General features: G+C 35.7%; 16 protein-coding genes. 2 read left to right on the top strand and 14 right to left on the bottom strand.

The genetic code is table 11. The features are described 5' to 3' along the window. The first annotated feature begins 12 nt into the window (after window positions 1–12). On the top strand, window positions 13–1,665 hold the full coding sequence (locus tag F598_RS0109270; RefSeq protein ID WP_019038773.1) for a M1 family metallopeptidase: 1,653 nt from the start codon (window positions 13–15) through the stop codon (window positions 1,663–1,665). 2 nt (window positions 1,666–1,667) lie between these two features. Here F598_RS0109270 and F598_RS0109275 read toward each other — a convergent pair whose 3' ends face one another. From F598_RS0109275 to F598_RS0109325, 12 genes are all read right to left on the bottom strand, one after another. Then, complete coding sequence (locus tag F598_RS0109275; RefSeq protein WP_019038774.1) at window positions 1,668–2,762, bottom strand: AMP-binding protein; 1,095 nt, start codon at window positions 2,760–2,762, stop codon at window positions 1,668–1,670. Between the two features lie 54 nt (window positions 2,763–2,816). Then, on the bottom strand, window positions 2,817–3,779 hold the full coding sequence (locus F598_RS0109280) for a CPBP family intramembrane glutamic endopeptidase (RefSeq protein ID WP_019038775.1): 963 nt from the start codon (window positions 3,777–3,779) through the stop codon (window positions 2,817–2,819). Next, a complete protein-coding gene (locus F598_RS0109285; RefSeq protein ID WP_019038776.1) occupies window positions 3,776–4,816 on the bottom strand; it encodes an o-succinylbenzoate synthase in 1,041 nt (346 codons plus the stop codon). Before F598_RS0109285 ends, F598_RS0109280 begins: the two co-directional genes overlap by 4 nt. Window positions 4,817–4,890: 74 nt before the next feature. Beyond that, complete coding sequence (locus tag F598_RS0109290) at window positions 4,891–6,846, bottom strand: endonuclease (RefSeq protein WP_019038777.1); 1,956 nt, start codon at window positions 6,844–6,846, stop codon at window positions 4,891–4,893. 126 nt (window positions 6,847–6,972) lie between these two features. Continuing rightward, window positions 6,973–8,664: an energy-dependent translational throttle protein EttA gene (ettA, locus tag F598_RS0109295; protein ID WP_019038778.1), complete on the bottom strand. Its 1,692-nt coding sequence runs from the start codon at window positions 8,662–8,664 to the stop codon at window positions 6,973–6,975. An 18-nt stretch (window positions 8,665–8,682) separates the two neighbouring features. After that, window positions 8,683–8,859 carry a CAL67264 family membrane protein gene (locus F598_RS15455; protein ID WP_019038779.1) on the bottom strand — a complete coding sequence of 59 codons (177 nt, stop codon included), beginning with the start codon at window positions 8,857–8,859 and terminating at the stop codon, window positions 8,683–8,685. An 86-nt stretch (window positions 8,860–8,945) separates the two neighbouring features. Then, complete coding sequence (locus tag F598_RS0109305) at window positions 8,946–9,632, bottom strand: N-formylglutamate amidohydrolase (RefSeq protein ID WP_019038780.1); 687 nt, start codon at window positions 9,630–9,632, stop codon at window positions 8,946–8,948. Further along, window positions 9,629–10,852, bottom strand: coding sequence for a glutamate-cysteine ligase family protein (locus F598_RS0109310; RefSeq protein ID WP_019038781.1), 1,224 nt, complete (start codon window positions 10,850–10,852; stop codon window positions 9,629–9,631). The genes F598_RS0109305 and F598_RS0109310 overlap by 4 nt, the downstream gene beginning before the upstream one ends. Continuing rightward, window positions 10,849–12,309, bottom strand: a complete 1,461-nt coding sequence (locus tag F598_RS0109315) for a RimK family alpha-L-glutamate ligase (RefSeq protein WP_019038782.1) — start codon at window positions 12,307–12,309, stop codon at window positions 10,849–10,851. The genes F598_RS0109310 and F598_RS0109315 overlap by 4 nt, the downstream gene beginning before the upstream one ends. Window positions 12,310–12,374: 65 nt before the next feature. Then, a complete protein-coding gene (locus F598_RS15635; protein ID WP_019038783.1) occupies window positions 12,375–12,665 on the bottom strand; it encodes a hypothetical protein in 291 nt (96 codons plus the stop codon). Window positions 12,666–12,677: 12 nt separating this feature from the next. Further along, window positions 12,678–14,870: an ATP-binding response regulator gene (locus tag F598_RS14790; RefSeq protein ID WP_019038784.1), complete on the bottom strand. Its 2,193-nt coding sequence runs from the start codon at window positions 14,868–14,870 to the stop codon at window positions 12,678–12,680. Further along, a complete protein-coding gene (locus tag F598_RS0109325; protein ID WP_169334101.1) occupies window positions 14,858–15,238 on the bottom strand; it encodes a response regulator in 381 nt (126 codons plus the stop codon). The genes F598_RS14790 and F598_RS0109325 overlap by 13 nt, the downstream gene beginning before the upstream one ends. 270 nt (window positions 15,239–15,508) lie before the next feature. On the opposite strand from F598_RS0109325, the gene F598_RS0109330 reads away from it, so the two are divergent. Next, a complete protein-coding gene (locus tag F598_RS0109330) occupies window positions 15,509–16,867 on the top strand; it encodes a sigma-54-dependent transcriptional regulator (RefSeq protein ID WP_019038786.1) in 1,359 nt (452 codons plus the stop codon). Window positions 16,868–16,912: 45 nt separating this feature from the next. Here the strand turns inward: F598_RS0109330 and F598_RS0109335 are convergent, their stop codons facing one another. Together F598_RS0109335 and mtaB are read right to left on the bottom strand one after the other, a co-directional pair. Beyond that, window positions 16,913–17,545: a peroxiredoxin gene (locus F598_RS0109335; RefSeq protein WP_019038787.1), complete on the bottom strand. Its 633-nt coding sequence runs from the start codon at window positions 17,543–17,545 to the stop codon at window positions 16,913–16,915. A gap of 130 nt (window positions 17,546–17,675) precedes the next feature. Continuing rightward, window positions 17,676–19,010: a tRNA (N(6)-L-threonylcarbamoyladenosine(37)-C(2))-methylthiotransferase MtaB gene (gene mtaB, locus F598_RS0109340; RefSeq protein ID WP_019038788.1), complete on the bottom strand. Its 1,335-nt coding sequence runs from the start codon at window positions 19,008–19,010 to the stop codon at window positions 17,676–17,678. Window positions 19,011–19,109: the final 99 nt, after the last annotated feature.

Raw genomic sequence — 19,109 nt, forward strand, 5'->3', positions numbered from 1 at the left:
TAGTTCTACGTTATGAAACGAATATACAGCTTAGTATTCATCTTTTGTGTGTGTTTTTCTGTTCAATCTCAATTATTAGATGACAGCGATCAAAATTTTACCAGAGCAGATACTTTGAGAGGAAGTTTAAGACCTGAGCGTACCAGTTTTGATGTACTCGCTTATACTCTGGATATTAAGTTAGATCCTGAGAAGCGCTATATTTCTGGATATAATGAAATTGAATTTGAAGTTTTAGATAAAACACGAGTTATACAACTGGATTTATTTCAAAATATGAAGATTGATTCAATTGTTTATAAGGATAAGCTATTGGAATATAAGAGGGAAGAAAATGCAGTATTTATCTCATTTGAAAATGCCTTAACATCTGGAGCTTTAGAAAGCTTCAAGTTTTATTACTCTGGTTACCCAAAGGTAGCCGAAAATGCTCCCTGGGATGGTGGTTTTGTATTCTCTGAAGATGCTAAAGGCAAACCCTTTGTAGCAGTTGCTGTCCAAGGAACAGGCGCTAGCTTATGGTATCCTAACAAAGACCACCAGAGCGATGAACCTGATTCTGCAGATATAAAAGTGAGTGTACCTAACGGCTTAATGAATGTCTCCAATGGAAGGCTCATCGCAGAAACCCCTTTAAATAATGGTTATACACAATGGCATTGGAGAGTGGAACATCCTATCAATAATTATAATATCACTTTGAATGTGGCTGACTATGCTCATTTTGAGGACAAGTACAAAGACTTATCCCTGGATTATTATGTGCTGAAGGAGAATTTAGAAAAAGCTAAAGATCAATTTCAGCAGGTAAAACCCATGATGGATTGTTTTTATGAAAAATTTGGAGAATATCCATTTCAAAAAGACGGCTTTAAGCTTGTAGAGACCCCATATTTAGGAATGGAGCATCAAAGTGCTGTCGCTTATGGAAACGGATATAAAAATGGATATTTGGGCACTGATATGTCGGGAACAGGCATTGGACTAAAGTGGGATTTTATTATCATCCACGAATCAGGTCATGAATGGTTTGGAAACTCTGTTTCTGCAGCAGATATAGCAGATATGTGGATTCACGAAAGCTTTACTGCTTACTCAGAAGCTGTGTTTGTTGAATGTGAGTACGGTAAGAAAGAGGCTGTAAGGTACTTATTTGGTTTGAGAAAAATTATAGCTAATGATTCACCAATACTAGGAGAATATGGGGTTAACCATGAAGGCTCTGGCGATATGTATTACAAAGGAGCTAATATGCTGAATACCCTTAGAAGTGTTATCAACAACGACACAAAGTGGTGGAAATTATTGAAAGAATTTCATGAGACCTTCAAGTATCAGATTATAGATACCGATGATGTAATTACCTTCTACAATAAACGTACTGAGCTGAATTTAAAGCCGATTTTTGATCAGTACCTTAAGTATACTTCGATTCCTGAGTTACAGCTAAAACTTGAGGACGACAATTCTTTATTTATGCGATGGAATACAGATGTAGAAGATTTTGAAATGCCCATTGAGTTTCAAAATTCGACCGAAAAAATTATTCAAAGACATTTAATAAGTAACAATTGGAAGAAAATTGATATTGAACTTTACGACATTGAGGAATTGGCAATTAACACCTTTGGATTTTATGTCGACATTAAAAAAGTTAGTCGATAAAATTAACTCATTAATTTTTTCAAAGTTTGTCTTCGGTTTATTTTACCAGAATTGGTTTCTTCAAACTTGTCGATTAAATAGATGCTTTTTGGTTTTTCATACTTATCGAAAGTAGATAGCTTGTCCATTGCCTCTTTGAGGTCGCTTAGGTACTTATCGCTCTGAGGAGCTTCAATAAAAAGAACAACTTGCTCACCTAGAGAATCATGAGCTATACCCGAGATAAAAAAACGGTAAGTAATTAATTTTTGGAGTTTCTTTTCAACACTTTCTGGATAAATTTTTACTCCTCCAGAATTGATTACATTATCAAGCCTTCCTTTCCAAAAGAATTTTTTATAGGTCAGTACCTCAACAATATCATTAGTTACCAACTCCTGATCTAAAATTTTAGGAGCTTTGATCACAAGGCAGTTTTTTTCATTTTGAGAAACACTCACATTAGGTAGTGCCTTAAATGGCTTTTTCTCTTTAATTTCGGCTTTAGGGTTTAAGCGTCTAGCTGCAATATGAGAGATCGTTTCGGTCATTCCATAAGCCTCATAAATTTTTGTGGGAATCCCCTGAATTAAGCCAATCAAATTCTCAGAAACAGCTCCGCCCCCTACTATAAGTTTTTTGACAAGATGCAATCTTCCTAATGAATTATCCATTTGAAAAGGAGTCATGGCACAAAAGTCATAGGTCTTAAAAAGTTTGTCTAAAGGGTTGAGTTTAGGTTCAACGATATCGAGATCCCAACCCAAAACCATCGCTCTTACTATCATCATTCTTCCCCCAATATAGTCTGCTGGGAGACATAGTAAAGCAGTTGTATTTTCAAAAACTTTAAAAAATTTACCTGTTGCTAAAGCACTGTTGACCATTTTTTGCTTATCGATAAAATAAGTTTTAGGGTCACCAGTAGAACCAGATGTTCTCACCTTTATGGTATCGTAATCATCGTTTAGCCAATCTAAAAGAAAGTTTCCTATCTTTTCTTCAAACTCCTCACCCTCTTTTACGAAACTGTAGGCAACAGAATATAACTCTTTTCTGTTGAAGTGATTCCCGTTAATTTTAAAATTAGGATGAATCTGCTTGTGATCCACTTTCATGGTCTTATAGTTTAGACATATCAATACTAAATATATAAAAAATAATATTTATCACTAATATGTTAAGTTTCCATTACCTGATGAGCTTGGAATCTCAACCTTACCGAATAATTTAGACTTCCAATTTTTCCATTTATACATCTTAGCCAGGATAAGCAAGTAAATAGGGTAAATCACCAATACAGGGATGAATACATCAAAACCAGCTGAGGGTTCCTCGGTGTAAATCAAAACAGACTCGGTTTGGAACGCAGTCCAGTCTGCCGTCACTAAGAGAGCGGTTATCAAATTATTTCCAGCATGGTAGCCGATGGAAAGCTCCAAACCTTCATCCATCAAAGCCATAATTCCTAATAAAAAACCAGTACCAATATAACTTACCATAATGATATACCCCATTTTATCCACTTCAGGATTGCCTAAATGTAATAAACCAAAACCTACAGAAGTTACAATAAGTGGTAACCATCTATTTTTGAAAATGACGCCTAAGCCTTGCATAAAGTACCCTCTAAAGTATAATTCCTCGAAGGAAGTTTGAATAGGGACAAGTAGTATACCAATGACCGCAAGAATCAAGAATTCATCAGACTCAAAATTAAACAGATAATCATCTGGATTGACATAATAATCTATGATAGTCATCGCAGTTATGAAAAAGGCGACAATACTGAACCCCGCAACAACTCGCTTCCAGTCAAAGTTATTTCTAGTCGTTAGTAAATCTTTGAACTTTTGATTATGAAAAAACCTTACAATCAACCAAACTCCAAAAAAACCAACTGCAAAGGAAAGCAGCATAAGAAAGAAAGTAAGATTAGAGTCTAAAGTTGTCATCATGGTTTGGTAGTCGCTTACGCCCATAAAGCCGCTACCCTGCTGAGATAATTTCCAGATTACAGTAGCTATAAATGGAATAGATCCAATTTGCCAGATGACAAATATTAAAAAAGCTCCAACTAAATACCTCCACCATTCGTGATGTGCCTTAGTCGCTAAGGCAATAAAATCTTTCATAAATTAAATTTATTTTCCCAATTCTGTTCTGGATTATACTTAATCTTTTCGCCGTCAATCCAAAGCGGACTTTCTATATTATTTGTGTATAAGCTGCCTGTTCCAAGGCCTTGTGGAAGCTGGTTTTGTTGCATAAATGTAAATTGCGAGATAGCATTCAGCCCTACATTGCTTTCTAAAGCACTTGTCATCCACCAGTTTATACTTTGTTCTTTAGCCAAGTCTATCCATTCTTTAGAACCGCGAAAACCACCAATCAAACTTGGTTTCAAGATGATATATTGTGGTTTTATAGTTAGTAGAGTTTCTCTCTTTTTTGTTACATCAGAAAGCCCAATTAATTCTTCATCAAGGGCAATAGGTAAGGGTGTTTTTTGACATAGATTAGCCATAGACTCCAATTGGCCCTGGGCTATAGGTTGCTCTATGCTGTGTAAATCGTATTGACTTAATTGCTCGAGCTTACTAAGTGCTGTTTCTGGAGTAAATGCTCCGTTAGCATCTACTCGCAACTCAATATCGGAAGCTGAAAATTCACTTCTGATGTAAGCAAGCAAATCCAATTCAGATTCAAAATCTATCGCCCCGATTTTAAGTTTTATGCAGCTGAAACCTTGATTGATCTTATCTTGAATTTGATTTTTCATGAATGACTTCTCCCCCATCCAGATTAGCCCATTAATTTTCATTCCCTTTTTACCTTTTGTAAATTCAGAAGGGTAAAGCAAGTATGGATTTGAAGAAGAATGAGACAGAAACGCCATTTCCAAACCAAATTGAATCGAAGGAAATTCATCTAATTTAGAGTACAAGTAGTCCAGACCTAAATCGATATGATCGCATACCCATTTTAAAGTGCTCTCATAATCTGGTCTATCATCTATACTTAAGCCCTCTAAAAGTCCACACTCTCCTATTCCATAATTGTCTTCGGTTTTTAAAACGATAAACCAGGAGGTTTTTGTTTTTAATATGCCCCTAGACGTTCCACTTGGTCTTTTAAATTCAAGCTTATGTTTAAAGTAAGATGCGTTCATTTTAAAAATTTGGATAAAAATATAAAAGCCGCTCTTTTAAGAACGACTTTTGAAGAATTATTAAGATTAACCTATTACTTGATGATTAATTTTTTGGTCACCACATTAGAGTTATGTCTTATTCTGATTAAATAAACCCCGGAATTTAAATTAAATCCTAATATTTCACTTGCATTGGAAACAATTTCTTCATGTACTTTCTTCCCTGTCATGGAATAAATTTGAACAGTAGCCTTTAATTCAATTCCTTTAAAATGTATTCCATCTGTAGCAGGATTAGGATAAAACTCAATCGTCTTTATAGTTTTATCTGAAAGAGATAAGGATTGATTCCATACTTGTCCTTGCTTATCTCCCCAAATATAATCTACAAGCTCAGGATAGTCAATGAAAGGATTCCTATTATTCTGCCAGGCATAAACTATATTATTCCTATTCATTTCATAATCATCTACAGGATCTTCTTCATGCCACTGTAATAGTGTTTGTAGATCTCCAAGTTGACCTGTGATATCAGGAAACCCATCAGCAACAGATAGACCATTAAACCGTATGGCTAGATAAAATACTGCTCTTGCCACATCACCTTTAAAGCTACCTTGGGTCCCTGTTGGTCCAATATATTCGCCAAAATGTTGATTACCTCTCGAGCTATTTTCATTGGCATCTGTAGCTCTTAGCCCATGAGCATCTGAGTTGGCATGCCTTAAGGAATCTGCATTGGTATTCCACCATTCATTAATTCCAGTGGCTATTTCATCCTCTTCTATACTAAAAAATCCTCCTCTGGAACGTGGAAAAACATGTTCTCTATTCCAAAACCCTGTTCCAGATGAACCCAGCTGATATAAATATTTAGGTCTAGATTCTTCTCTATAGGCCAACCAAACTTCATTACTATTACTCGGACTTTGGTCTGCAGATTCCAAGATAGCAATAATGTCTGCATACGGGTGAATTTTCACCACACCTTCTTCTGCAATAATATCCTGTATAGCTTGTCTGAGTTCCTGGTCTGAGTTACCATTTAAGGAACCAAAATAATTGGAAGGACCTGTAGGGTCTACGAATTCGAAAGTTGGATTGGTTGGAGTTCCCCATGCTGCTGTAGTAAAATCATTATCCACAACGATAATCTGAATTGCATTGGCATTTAAAATATAAGGATCACCAAGGACCTCAACCTGAAGATTGATAAATTCATCACCCTCATCGATCTCATCATCTGTAATACTGATGTCGACTGAACCAGATGTAGAGCCTATCGGTAAACTTAATGAGGTTGGCCCACTAAAGTCTTGAGCATTAAAGCTACCGTTATCTAAACTAAAGTTGATTGTAATGGCTTCATTGAGAGGTTCTGAGATAGAAAATTCTATTGTAAAACTATCACCTTCATCAATCAGCGTCTGACTTGGGGTAATATCGATAAAAACAGGGGTGATTCCAGATCCATCATTAAGTTCTCGAGGAGTAGGATCGCCAACGAACCAACTTCCATCCGTATTTCTTTGAATAGACTCGGTATCTTTATTCCCATTTTCATTTTCGTCTATTTGTTCGGTTTGAGCGAGAAGGTCTAGTAGATTCTGGTCGGTTGAATCGCCTGTACCGTAGACTAAGGCATCAACTAAATTGTCTATAGTGGCTAAGGTTCCTTCAGGAAAATCGAATTCTGTGCCTCGATAAACCGCCACAGCATCGGCTCCGTTTTGAATAGTGTTTTGAGGTAAACTAAAATTAGGACTTGGAACAAGGTCTGGCCCACCTAAAACAAATAAACCATTGAAATCTGTTGTAAATCCATCTAAATTTAGGGCAAAATAGCTAGAATCTCCACCCGAAGAAGACCCATTAAATAGAACTAAAACATATCCATCTAATGAAGTGTTTGGAACCATCGTTCTCAGTTCTATAAATTCTCGAGTATCTACTCCATCCGTATCAGCATCTAATTCATTTATAATTACATCTTGTGAGAAAATAAATTGACTTGAAATAAGAAAAGCCAATAAAATAATTTTGTTCATATTTCTAGAATTTCGACAAATTTAAAACATAAAAATAGGTTCTATTGATATTAAGGTTATTATATGATTAATAAAAAAGCCTTGTATCTAAATACAAGGCTTTTACATGACAACTCTTCTACTGATTTATCTTACCAGTTTTTTATACTTAATTCGTTTAGGCATCGTATCACCACCTAAGCGCTTCTTCTTGTTTTCTTCGTAGTCGCTAAAGCTTCCCTCGAAGAAATAGACTTCGGAGTTACCTTCAAAAGCAAGAATGTGAGTACAAATTCTATCCAGGAACCATCTGTCGTGAGAAATCACCACGGCACAACCTGCAAAGTTCTCTAAACCTTCCTCAAGAGCTCGAAGAGTATTGACATCGAGATCATTGGTAGGCTCATCGAGAAGCAACACATTTCCTTCTTCTTTCAAAGTCATGGCTAAATGCAGTCGGTTACGCTCTCCACCAGATAATTTCTCTACTTTCTTATTTTGTTCGCTTCCGTTGAAGTTAAATCGACTTAAGTAGGCTCTGGAGTTCACTTTTTTTCCTCCCATCATGACTAAATCCTGTCCATCACTAAAGTTTTCCCAGATCGACTTATCAGGATCAATATTGGAGTGAGCTTGATCTACGTAAGCAATCTTAGCCGTTTCTCCTACTACAAATTCACCTTTATCGGGCTCAATTTCGCCCATAATCATTTTGAAAATCGTGGTTTTACCAGCACCATTAGGACCAATTACACCTACAATACCAGCTTGAGGTAGATTGAAATTAAGGTTTTCATATAAAAGTTTTTGATCAAAGGCCTTACTAACTCCTTTTGCGTCAATGACGTTGGTACCTAAGCGAGGTCCGTTAGGAATATAAATTTCAAGTTTTTCATCAAGTTTATCCTGATCCTGACTCATCAATTTATCATAGTTATTCAATCTCGCCTTTTGTTTAGACTGGCGTCCTTTTGGAGCCATCTTCACCCATTCCAGCTCGCGTTCTAAAGTTTTCTGACGTTTACTGGCTTGTTTTTGTTCCTGAGCCATCCGTTTGGATTTTTGATCCAGCCATGACGAATAGTTTCCTTTCCAAGGGATACCTTCTCCTCTATCCAATTCTAAAATCCAACCCGCTACATTATCCAAAAAGTACCTATCGTGAGTGACGGCGATGACGGTTCCTTTGTATTGCTGTAAATGATGCTCCAACCAATGTACAGATTCTGCATCAAGATGGTTAGTAGGCTCATCCAGTAGAAGAACATCTGGCTCTTGTAGCAGTAGTCTACATAAAGCTACCCTTCTTTTTTCACCTCCAGATAGATTTTCTATTTTTTGGTCTGATGGAGGCGTTCTAAGCGCGTCCATCGCCACATCAAGCTTATTGTCGAGTTCCCAGGCATTGGTGGCATCTATTTTGTCCTGAAGCACAGCCTGACGATCCATAAGTTTTTGCATCTTATCGGCATCCTCATAGACTTCAGGTAAACCAAAATCATCATTGATTTTATTGTATTCATCAAGAATGGCTACCACATCAGAAACCCCTTCTTTCACCACATCCAAAACTGTTTTTTCTGGATCTAATTCGGGTTCCTGTTCTAAATACCCCACTGAATAATCCTGAGAAAATACTACATCACCCTGATAGTTTTTTTCCTGTCCGGCAATAATTTTCATCAGGGTAGATTTACCCGATCCATTCAAACCTAGAATACCAATCTTAGCACCGTAAAAGAAACTGAGGTATATATTCTTTAGTACAGGCTTATCTTCGCCTGGATATGTTTTGGATACTCCCGACATGGAAAATATCACTTTCTTATCATCTGCCATTTATTTTTATTTTGTTGATTAAACTCTTCCTTTTAACGCATTGAATACCCAGGCGATTGCAAAAAAACCAACTCCTACAGCCGCAAAGCCCCATCCTGCTATTTCATTATACCTAAAGGCTCCTAAAGCAATCAATCCTAATCCAACAATCACCATGATAAAGGTAGCCCAAGCTAAAACTGTATTTTTGTTCATCAATTCATGTTTTTATGAATTGGCTAAAATACGAAAACCTTTTAACTCCATTCAAATAAACAAGTTGTGAACTTTAGTTGTAATTTTTAGTTCTTATTCAAATCTGAGATAGCTTCATGTAATGCTCGACCAATGCTTTGCTTTTCTTTTTCATCACAAAGCTGTTTCTGATTGATTTCAAGCTCGATACCAAGATAGTTTGAAGGAAAAATTTTCCTTAATGAAGTCGTAAATCCATCTGATTTCCCTAAATAAGGGTAGTTTAATCTTATTCTATAACCTACTAACCTTAACTTAAGTTCAGCCTGAAGCTGTTTTGCGAAGTCACGTTCTTTAGGTCGATGGGGGTCGTATAAAATGCCGATTTCTGCTTGCCTTTCAACTGAACTTAGAACTGGGGTAAAACTATGGATAGACACGTGAAGAACAACATGTTTTCCTTCTATGGTTTTATTTATGTGTTGTTGAATATGATTCCGGTATCTTTGGTAATATTCAAAAATTAACCTCTGCTTCATATCTTCATCGAAAGCCTTAGAAACATTAGAAAACAACTGAGAATGATGAAGAGATCTATTGACTTCAATCAAAAGTCGACTCCAGGGATAATGAGTATTGAAAAAGGAAAGATCTTTGAGAACTTCGTAGACATCAAATGCACCAATATCATATCCCTCATGTGTATTTAGTCTATCTTTTTCTTTTTTAAACCAGCTGATAAATTCAAGAGGCAAAGCATTGCTGGCATGCTCACATGTTAAAAATAGTTTCAAGGGAGGAAAACTTTATTTTGAGCAAGACAATTCCCGAGTTGAAAATATACCTGACGTATATGCTCTTCAGAACAATCTGCCCCCAGAGCTTTTATAATACGAGTAGATAAACTTCCATGCTCTAAAATAGATTGAATAGCTAGCTGATGCCTTGATTCCATTCTATGAGCTACTTTGGAATACAGATGGCTCCATAACTCCTGGCAAGATATAGACTTTGCTTTCAAACCGAATAATTTTAAAAAATTAGAATTATCAATCATGGCCAATTCAGCATCATTAATCACAGGTTTCAAAAGGTCAAAAAGATCGTCTTCATGCCAAGACTTAAGTTCCTCTAGAGTCGAAAAATCTTCAGCTGTCAAAGATTTTAATACCTCAACTATTAAACTAGCGATAGCAAGATCTGCCAGTGGACTCTCCTGAAGGTCTAAAACCCTTATTTCAATGGCATTTCTATCGAATCTTGCTATTGCTCCTCTTGAGTTTAGAAAGTGATGCTCAAGAATATGTTCCTGATCATAAGGAGCTATAGCCGCATTTATAGGATCAAAAATTAGGCTTTGATAGGATGAAAAATTGAATACCTGTTCAGGGATTACTTTACCGGTCATTTCCGGAATTTCTTTTTGGTTGGTTAGGTATAACTTCATCCTGTTGTCTTTAATCCCTGTATATTTTCCTTCCAGAATGGGTGAACTTGCACTTAAAGCAGGTAATATTGGAAGTAGAATTCTAATAGCTGCATGTAGTTTTTCGAATTCTATATCATCATAAAACGGCAGATTAATATGCATACTTTGCACATTGGACCAACCATGACCAGAGCAATCAAAGATGCGATTATATAAGGCATAAACTTCACTGTAAGAATGTTTCCATAATTTCATTTCTAAAGTTGGGTTCATCAAAGGGTGCGCTGCCGTTGGCCAGAGTTCCAGCTTTTTTTCTTTCAATAAGCCGTTAATTTCAAGAATGTTTTCATGAAATTTAAGGTCTAGCTTTGAGAGATCCTTTGCCGGTCCATTGGTTTTTAATTCAATCACATGAGCAGCAAGTTCGTTACTCCATTCAACAGAACCATTGTCTACATCGGAAACGACTTCTCCAGTTTTGAATTCCATAAGCATATCAACAGAGGGCTGAATTTTACCTGTGTCAGAATTTACCAGTATATATTCTAACTCAATCCCAAAGACCTCAAATAGATGATATTTCATGAGTCTTGTTTTGAATTTAAACGTGATTTCAAAGCCGAAAGAATGGCGGTATAGACTTCATCACCATAGTAACCGTCTTCTACTCCCGCATCAATATTAGGATTATCATTTATTTCAATAACTAAAGCTTTACCATTAACCTCCTTCACATCTATTCCATATAAACCTTTGCCCATTATTTTTGCTGATTTTAATGCTGCTTTCATGATGTGTCCAGGAACTTTCTCGATGGGGAAACAATCTGCACTGCCATCCTGATCATCCTTCTTGTCTGCAGACCAATTATAAATTTGCCAATGCCCTTTTGCCATAAAATACCGACATGCATAAAATGGCTTATGATCCAGAATTCCTATCCTCCAATCATATTCAGAAAAGGTGTATTCCTGAGCGATTATTAAATCAGAAGTTTTAAACATCTCAGACGTCAATATTTCAAATTCTTCTTTAGTGTTAGCCTTCTTAACCCCAAAAGAAAAAGTAGAGTCCGGAGATTTCAAAACACAAGGTAAACCCGTAAAGCTTAATACTTCTTTTTTATTATCCTTATGAACAATAAAAGTTTTTGGGGTCGGTATATTATTTTTTTGCAAAGCTTCAGCCATGAATACTTTATTGCAACATTTAAGTATCGCATCCGGATAATCAATAATAGCCAAGCCATCTTGGACAGCTTTTCGCGCAAAAGCGTAAGCTTCATTATTTACCTCAGTACTCTGTCTTATAAACAAAGCATCAAATGAACTTAACCTATACAAATCCTTAGGTGAAATAATTTCAACGTAAAAATTCATTTTTTCGGCCAATTCAACGAATTTCCTTAAGGCTTTAGGGTTACTAGGAGAAGCAGGATCATTATCCTGAACTAAAATGGCCAGGTCGTATTCTGCTTTGCTCAATTTAGGTGTGTCGTAGCGTTTTTTTGAAAAATACTGAGAAGCGAAGCCGTGCATGCTGTCTAGATGTTCCTTAGGTATTTCTGACGCGGATATAGCTTTAATAGTTTTTATATTCCACTTGGTGGTGTACTTAAATACAATTCTTAAAAATGGGATTTGAAAATGTCTAAAGATTAAACTACTCAATTCTTTATATTTCTGAGCTACATTTTGCCCAAAATAAATGCTTAGTGTAAACTCCTGGGACTTAATGTTTTTTAGACTCTTTTGAATCTCATCCTCAAATTCTTCAGAAACAATTTTGACGAGTTTCTTTTCCCCCAGGTCTACCAAATTACTAATGGTTGGAATAGCATTATGTCCCCTGGCCTTTGCAAGTAGAGACACATAATAGCCTTTGGACTGGTAAGAGTATTGATCGCTTAGATTAAAGACCCTGGCAGACTTCAAGTAAGCGTATTCGGGTTTGGTTAAATAATCTTGAGATGAAATTATGGTGGTATGATCCACCATGATTGGCCATTTATCGGGTTGGCTCACCACTATAAGTTTGTGCATGTAAGACTTGAAATAATCAATCAAAAATACATTAAAATTCAGATGCTTGTTGTAATGGAAAAAAATTAATTTGCCTGGTGTTCAAGGTATTCTTTGATCTTTTCATTTACTTTCAACCAAAATGTATAGAGCTCTTGTAGTCGATCTATATTAGCTTTAGATGGATGTTCCCTAAGTAATGATTCTAGTTGTTTTGGATCTAGAGTAGAATGAGCATTAACCTGAGCAAATCGAGACGATAATTTATGGATAATCTCTGCCAATAGATCTGTGTCGTTATTTTTTAAAGCGATGAAATATTGATCTAACTCTTTTTCGTTTTCCTCTACTAGGGTACTTACGAGATCTTTAAGCATTTCCTCATCGTCTCATGCATAGATTTTCAGTTCTTCAAAATCAAAGCCTTGTTTAAGTCTATGCTGCTCAGAAGTAGAAGAAGTTGAGGTATAAAAACCCCTAATTTGAAGTAGTTTTGCTGTTTTTTTCAAAATCACATCTCGTCTGATGGGTTTAAAAACCTGTTCATCAAAAGCCTCTAGTTTTAATTTTTCCTCATCACTCAACATAACGTTAGCTGTGCAAACAAGTGTATTTTTCAAATCAATTTTATCTTCTCTTAGCTTGAGTAAAAGCTCATACCCCGTCATATAAGGCATTTTAAAATCAATCAAATAAAGATCGTAATCATGGTGGTTTAAAAGATGCTCATATCCTCTTTTAGCATCGTTGAATATGACAAGTTCAGGTCCATAAGGTTCAAATAGTTTTTCGTAAAGTCTGAAAATCAGTTTATCATCATCCAGAATGAAAAGACGCTTTCCGTTTAATGCATTTTTATTCAAATTAAACTGACCCCGTTCAGGCTCAATCGCATCTTTTTTTATCACTTCAAAGTTAAAATGCATGGTAAACTTAGTTCCCTCACCAGGCTTACTCTCTACAAAAAGATGCCCGCCCATTTCTTTGACGAGTTTTTTAACAATGCCTAGACCAAGCCCTGTCCCCTTCATTTTGCTTTTATGAGTTCCTGCTTGTTGGTAATCTTTAAATACGGAGTTCAATTCGGCTTCACTCATACCTACTCCAGAATCTTCAACTTCAATAATTAACGCTGATCTTTCATCTTTTTCTTCAACCTCAACATTCAATTTTATATAGCCGTCCTCGGTGTATTTAAGCGCATTATGCATTAGATTGTAAAGGATTTGTTGTAGTCTCTGTGCATCAGCTTTTACGTAGAGTTCTTCTGCAGGAAATCTAAAAATGGGATCAATATTTTGATTTTTAATGAGTTCATTAAATCCCTGTTTAGTGTCTCTAAATACTTGAGAAAGGTTACACGGGTTGTTTTGGATTTCGATTATTCCTGCCTGAATCTTAGCCATATCTAAGATTTCATTGGTCATCTGATACAAATAATTAGAGGCGACTTTAATCGATTTTACATTTTCATCTTTATCATCTAGCAAATCAGAATAACCAATAATAGAGGTTAATGGTGTTCTTAATTCATGGCTCATAGTCGATAAAAACTTTTGCTTTTCTACCGCAGCGCGTTGAGCCTGTTTCTCACTTGCTCTTAGTTTTTGCTGATAGAAAATATTTTTATCGATATCCTTCAAAATGATAAACAAAGTGACTAAGCTGATTAAAATTAGTACAGCTATTAAGATACCCATCTCAATGAAATAGGTGATAGAATCGTCTTTTAGTTCACTTATCGAGTTATTGTAGTATTCATACTCTTCAAATAAAATCTCATTAAGCGTATTTTCTACATAGTTATTGATTTCAATATTTTTTCTAAATATCTCCTGTTCCTTTCTCTTCAACGAACCGATTATTCCAGCTCTTTTAGACTGATACTCACGTATGGCCGGACTAATATCAAAATTGCTTTGTTGAGTTTGACCTTTCGAAACCAGAGTGTCTACAGATTGGTTGACAAGTGTGTCAACTGAACTTACAATTTCACTCTCCGACCCCTCGTCTTTTGAAGAGCCAAATAGTTTCTGAAAAAAACTTCTCTCATCTTCTTCAGGGCTTTTTTCTACCTTTTCGTAAATTTCAGAGTTGATTTGCTTGATAATCGTTACAGAGTCTGATGGCTTTGCTTCTATCTTTGAAAATTCTTCTTCGACCAGTAATTTTAAGTCTTCAACAAATATTTCTTGACTTTGTTCTTTTTTATTCTCAAGCTTAAAATAATCATCCCTGATTTCTTTTAAAAGCACAGGTATCGTGTCGAGGTTTCTGTCTTTAATAATGCGGTCCTGATTAAAATTATTTTTGACTGAATCGATGTTGCGTTCAATGCTTTGTATCAAACTATCAGACCTAGAGGAGTCGAATCGACCAGAATCAACTAGGTATAAATTATTGAGCTTGTTTAGGTCGATCATTATTTTTTTAAGATGATCTGACCTCTTATTTGGAGTGAGCGTATCTTCAACCTTGGTTCCTAAAGCAGTTAAACTTACATAAAAGTAAAATCCAAGAGCCAAAAGACCAACAGAAAACAAGGCAAAGAGCCACATCATTTTTCCTTTTAGCTTGAACATACTCTAGATATTGAGGTTTGTTGAAATAATGTTATCAACTCTTTAGGGTTGAAGGGTTTTTTCAAAAAATGTTGAACACCAAGACTTTGAGCTTCAAAAATAAGATTTTCATCGAGTATTCTGCTCATCAATATTAGCTTTGACTTATTAGTTGAGTTTTTCATTTCGCTAATCAAGTCTAAAGCACTACATCCTGGAAGCCTATAATCTAAGAGCATGTAATCAAAATTATGTGTTTTGAAATTTTCTCTAGCGGAAACACTATCTTGAGTAATAATTACAGTGAAATCATGTCTAGAAAGATAAGTTTTAAGAAGCTTACAAAAGACCAGATCATCTTCTACAATTAAAATGGAAATCTTTTTCATCAATTTTACAATTGCTAATTTAGAATCAATAATCATGCAAGTCTTAACTCAAAAGAGGAATTCATTTTAACAGGGTAGCATTACTGCAGTTCAGGCAATTGTAACTTATCAAAAAAATGATCTTTTTGCTTTTTTGGTGCAGAAGGAGATGAACTTGCTCTACACTTTGAGTTAGAATTCAACACCTTATATCATAATATAATTAACTCTAGTTTATCATCTTAGTTAAACAAAAGAAGTTGCTTTTCTATATTTTAGCAAGAAAATATTGTGAGTAAACTATTAATTGTTGACGATGATCCTTTTTTTAATAAAACCTTATCCAATTATTTAAGACGGTTTAAATACGACATCGAAACCTCAACTTCTGCTGAAGAAGCTTTAGACTTATTAAAAGATATGACTTTTGATCTAGTCATCACCGATTTTAGGCTTCCTAAAATGGATGGTCTGGAACTAATTGAAAGCATCAAAAACAAATGGAATACTCCAGTGATTTTGATTACCAACTACTCCGATATACGCACTGCAGTAAAATCTATAAAATTAGGGGCCTTTGAGTTTGTATCCAAACCCATTATTCCAGAAGAATTTAAAATTGTTATTGAAAAGGCTTTAGATACTCCAAAAGCTGAAACTTCAATACCTACCAAAACTAATCAATCTTCTAAATCTGTGGATTCGTCCACCATAGTAAAAGGAAAAAGCGAAGAATCCAAACAGCTATGGTCTTACGCCAAGCAAGTTGCTCCTACGCAGATGTCTGTTTTAATTACAGGCGAAAGTGGAACCGGAAAGGAATATGTTGCCAAGTTCATACATGAAAACAGTAAACGAAAAGACAAGCCTTTTGTAGCAATAGATTGTGGAGCACTCCCAGAGAGTATAGCTTCCAGTGAGCTATTCGGACATATAAAAGGTGCATTTACAGGTGCAGATCGCGATAAAAAAGGACAATTTGAATATGCCAACGGCGGAACCCTCTTTCTCGATGAAATTGGTAACTTATCTTATGAGTCTCAGGTCAAGCTACTAAGGGTGTTGCAAGAACGAAAAATACGACGAGTTGGAGGTAATCAAGAAATAGATATTGATATCAGAATTATTGCAGCAACTAACGAAAACTTAGACTCTGCAATTGCTGAAAATGAATTTAGAAATGATCTATATCACCGATTAAATGAATTTTCTTTGACCATACCTTCTTTAGAACATAGACCGGAAGATCTCGAAGAGTTTATTGATTATTTCATAGAAGAAGCCTGCCAAGAACTTGACAAGGAAAATGTGAATATCGACCCTCAGGTTGTTGATGACCTTAAAGACTACGATTGGCCTGGCAACCTAAGAGAGTTAAAGAACTTAATGAAAAGGGCTGTTTTGCTTTGTCAGAATAGAATCATAGAGCATAAACATTTACCTCCTTCTGTTTTTAAAACACCGCAAGCGGAGACTACTCCTAAGGTAAATTCTAATGATCTTAAACAGGTAAAAGAACACCACGAAAGAGAAATTATTTTAAAGTGTTTAGAAAAAAATAAATTCAACAAAAGTAAAACTGCTAAAGAGCTAAACATCGACAGAACAACGCTTTACAATAAAATTAAAAACCTAGGTCTGGATGTATAAAAAAGTCTCTCATTATTGAGAGACTTTTTATTTTAAGTATATCATCTAGGATTTGCTGGATGTCGTTCTTAAATATGGCTTTACAGTTACATAGCCAGGAAATAGTTTTTTAGCCTCTTCATCACTTACAGATGGAGAAATAATGGCGTCCTCACCTTGCTTCCAGTCTGCTGGTGTCGCTAATTTTTTATTAGCTGTCAATTGTAAACTATCAATCACACGAATCAATTCATCAAAATTTCTACCAGTAGAAGGTGGGTAGGTTAATGTCAATTTAATTTTCTTATCGGGTCCAATGACAAAAACTGAACGTACTGTCGCTTTTTCTGAAGCATTCGGATGAATCATATCGTAAAGCTCAGCCACCTTTCTATCTTCATCTGCGATAATTGGAAAATTTACGGTAGTGTTTTGCGTTTCGTTAATATCTTTAATCCACTCGTGGTGATCTTTTACAGGATCTACACTTAAGGCGATAACCTTCACTCCTCTTTTATCGAATTCTTCTTTAAGCTGAGCTGTTCTTCCTAATTCTGTGGTACATACCGGTGTAAAATCTGCAGGGTGTGAATAAATGATTCCCCAACTGTCTCCTAACCAATCGTGAAAGGAAATTTCACCTTCGCTTGTTTGTTGAGTAAAGTCTGGAGCTGTATCTCCTAATCTTAAATGTGCCATGATTTATGTTTATAAATTAATATTCAAATTGTATTGAACATATAAAATTAAACATTGAGAATAAAGATTGAAGAGAAGCCAACAAGTTTAGCTTTTTGTTTAGACAAAATGATGAGCTAAACAGAAAGTCTCATTCTGCTACCTCTAGCTCATTTGCAAAGTCTATTCTCACTAAACCATCGTCATCTATATCTTTTAAAATCACCTGATGCTTAGTGTTGACTAATTCAGGGTTCCAGAAAGCTTTTACTTTGACATAGTTCTCTGTAAATCCATGTATGTAACCTGATTTATTTTCACCCTCGAACAAAACTTCACGAGTTGATTCTAACTGACTTTCATAAAAGGCCCTTCTTTTCTTGGCAGAAAGCCCTCTAAGCATTTTACTGCGTTTTTTCCTTACCTTTAATGGGACAACGCCTTCCATCTCTGCCGCAGGCGTATTTTCACGTTCTGAGAAGGTGAACACGTGCAAATAAGAGATGTCAAGTTCATTTAAAAAATTAAACGTCTCCAAAAATAGCTCATCCGTTTCGCCTGGAAAGCCTACAATCACATCTACACCAATGCAGGCATTAGGCATGGTTTGACGAATTCTGGAAACCCGATCGACGTATAATTCTCTCATATACCGACGACGCATTTTTTTTAATAATGTATTGCTACCACTTTGCAAAGGAATATGAAAATGAGGGACAAAGCATTCGCTTTCAGAAACAAAATCTATGGTTTCATCTTTCAGTAAATTGGGTTCTATTGATGAGATCCTTAGCCGGTCAATTCCCTCGACCTGGTCAAGAGCTTTTACAAGGTCTAAAAAAGTATGCTCATGTTTTTTATTACCAAATTCTCCTTTGCCATAATCTCCGATGTTGACTCCGGTTAGCACAATTTCTTTGATTCCCTGCTCAGAAATTTCCCTTGCATTTTGCAATACATTATCAAGTTTATCAGACCTAGAGATTCCCCGTGCTAAAGGGATGGTACAATAAGTGCATTTATAATCACAGCCATCCTGAACTTTTAAAAATGCTCTGGTACGGTCGCCAATTGAATAAGAACCAACATAAAAATCTGCTTCGTCGATTTCGCAGGAATGCACTTCTCCGAAATCATTTTTGGTCAGGTCTGTGATATAGTCGGTCACTTTAAATTTTTCAGTAGCTCCCAAGACTAAATCCACTCCGTTGACATCGGCTAATTCTTCAGGCTTAAGCTGAGCATAACAACCAATACCAATGATATAAGCATCAGGATTTGATTTCTGAGCTTGCTTAACGATGGTTTTAAAACGCTTATCCGCATTTTCAGTCACACTACAGGTGTTGATAACGACCACATCTGGCTCATTGTCAAATTCAACCCTCTTATACCCCTCTTCTTCGAAATTCCTGGCGATGGTAGAGGTTTCAGAAAAATTCAATTTACAACCAAGGGTGTAAAAGGCAACTGTTGGTGTAGACATGATATATTATTTGTAGTGCAAAATTAGAAGAACTATTTTCAGTTTAAACTTCTATATTCGCATTAAAGCGCAAAGATACCAACTATAATTTATTTCCTA

Source organism: Psychroflexus tropicus DSM 15496, from assembly GCF_000378765.1.
Classification (GTDB): Bacteria; Bacteroidota; Bacteroidia; order Flavobacteriales; family Flavobacteriaceae; genus Psychroflexus; species Psychroflexus tropicus.

Coding starts and splice junctions, on each gene's coding strand:
- F598_RS0109270 (WP_019038773.1), top strand. CDS start 13: ATGAAACGAATATACAGCTTAGTATTCATCTTTTGTGTGTGTTTTTCT.
- F598_RS0109275 (WP_019038774.1), bottom strand. CDS start 2,762: ATGAAAGTGGATCACAAGCAGATTCATCCTAATTTTAAAATTAACGGG.
- F598_RS0109280 (WP_019038775.1), bottom strand. CDS start 3,779: ATGAAAGATTTTATTGCCTTAGCGACTAAGGCACATCACGAATGGTGG.
- F598_RS0109285 (WP_019038776.1), bottom strand. CDS start 4,816: ATGAACGCATCTTACTTTAAACATAAGCTTGAATTTAAAAGACCAAGT.
- F598_RS0109290 (WP_019038777.1), bottom strand. CDS start 6,846: ATGAACAAAATTATTTTATTGGCTTTTCTTATTTCAAGTCAATTTATT.
- ettA (WP_019038778.1), bottom strand. CDS start 8,664: ATGGCAGATGATAAGAAAGTGATATTTTCCATGTCGGGAGTATCCAAA.
- F598_RS15455 (WP_019038779.1), bottom strand. CDS start 8,859: ATGAACAAAAATACAGTTTTAGCTTGGGCTACCTTTATCATGGTGATT.
- F598_RS0109310 (WP_019038781.1), bottom strand. CDS start 10,852: ATGAAATATCATCTATTTGAGGTCTTTGGGATTGAGTTAGAATATATA.
- F598_RS0109315 (WP_019038782.1), bottom strand. CDS start 12,309: ATGCACAAACTTATAGTGGTGAGCCAACCCGATAAATGGCCAATCATG.
- F598_RS15635 (WP_019038783.1), bottom strand. CDS start 12,665: ATGCTTAAAGATCTCGTAAGTACCCTAGTAGAGGAAAACGAAAAAGAG.
- F598_RS14790 (WP_019038784.1), bottom strand. CDS start 14,870: ATGTTCAAGCTAAAAGGAAAAATGATGTGGCTCTTTGCCTTGTTTTCT.
- F598_RS0109325 (WP_169334101.1), bottom strand. CDS start 15,238: ATGAAAAAGATTTCCATTTTAATTGTAGAAGATGATCTGGTCTTTTGT.
- F598_RS0109335 (WP_019038787.1), bottom strand. CDS start 17,545: ATGGCACATTTAAGATTAGGAGATACAGCTCCAGACTTTACTCAACAA.
- mtaB (WP_019038788.1), bottom strand. CDS start 19,010: ATGTCTACACCAACAGTTGCCTTTTACACCCTTGGTTGTAAATTGAAT.